At 67.7% G+C, this 405-nt stretch carries 1 protein-coding gene; it reads left to right on the forward strand.

The window, feature by feature from the left end:
- A partial coding sequence (locus tag GR197_RS31655) for a porin (RefSeq protein ID WP_164016640.1) occupies positions 1-405 on the forward strand: 405 nt, incomplete at both ends.

Here is a 405-nt window from a genome sequence, read left to right on the forward strand (position 1 = left end):
ATCACGCCCTATACCGACAACGCGTTCGCCTATCTGTCGCCGGTCATTGGCGGCTTCAGCGCGACGGGCATGATCGCGCTGCGCGATCCGGGCGACGACGGCAACGGGATTGGCGGCTACTACGTAACGGCCGAGTGGGCGCTCGGCGGCATGAAGCTGCTCTACGCGCACCAGCAGACACACGGTGACGGCGCCTTGCGCGCGAACTTCGCAGGCGCGTCGTACCAATGGGGCACGCTTACGGGCTTCGTCGCGTACTTCAACGGCGATGGCGGGACGCCGCGCTATCACGACGACGGGCTCTCCATCTCAGCCCTATGGCAGATCACGCCGCAGGCGAGTGCCTCCGTCGGCTACGCGCACGCGCGCGACCGCAGCGGGGGCGACAACGACGCCGACCAGTTC

Source organism: Rhizobium phaseoli (genome assembly GCF_010668805.1).
GTDB classification, from domain to species: domain Bacteria; phylum Pseudomonadota; class Alphaproteobacteria; order Rhizobiales; family Rhizobiaceae; genus Rhizobium; species Rhizobium phaseoli_A.